The organism is Colwellia sp. BRX8-5, assembly GCF_014077325.1.
Taxonomy (GTDB): domain Bacteria; phylum Pseudomonadota; class Gammaproteobacteria; order Enterobacterales; family Alteromonadaceae; genus Colwellia_A.
Map to the genome: position 1 here is coordinate 1 of NZ_JACGVR010000087.1, position 529 is coordinate 529.

Consider the following 529-nt stretch of genomic DNA (forward strand, 5'->3'; position numbering starts at 1 on the left):
GCAATGTTTTAGACAATGCAGAAACAGCAGACGGTCCACTAACTGTCACCAGCTTTACTGTTGATGGTAATACGTACAATGCAGGTGACACGGTAAGTCTTGCTGAAGGCGAACTCACTTTAAATGCAGATGGTAGTTATACTTTTATACCGAATGATAACTTTAATGGTGCTGTACCCGTTATTACATATACTGTCACAGATGGTGCTGGTGATACCGAAAGTTCTACGCTAACAATTTCAGTGACACCAGTTTCTGATCTGAGCGATTATAATGAGAATGTCACTGTCGCAGAAGATACAACCGCAACAGGTAATATCCTTGATAATGCTGAAACAGCCGATGGTCCACTCACGGTAACGAGCTTTACGGTTGGTGGGAATACGTATAATGCAGGTGATACCGTTATTCTCACTGAAGGTGAGTTAACTTTAAATACCGATGGTAGTTATACCTTCACACCTAATGATAATTTCAACGGTGCTGTTCCTGTTATTACATATACAGTTACCGATGGTGCTGGTGACAC

1 protein-coding gene is annotated in these 529 nt (G+C 41.4%); it reads left to right on the forward strand.

Annotated elements, in window-relative coordinates; genetic code table 11:
- Window positions 1–529: Ig-like domain-containing protein (locus H4J62_RS20810; RefSeq protein WP_182218797.1), on the forward strand; the 529-nt coding region annotated here is incomplete at both ends.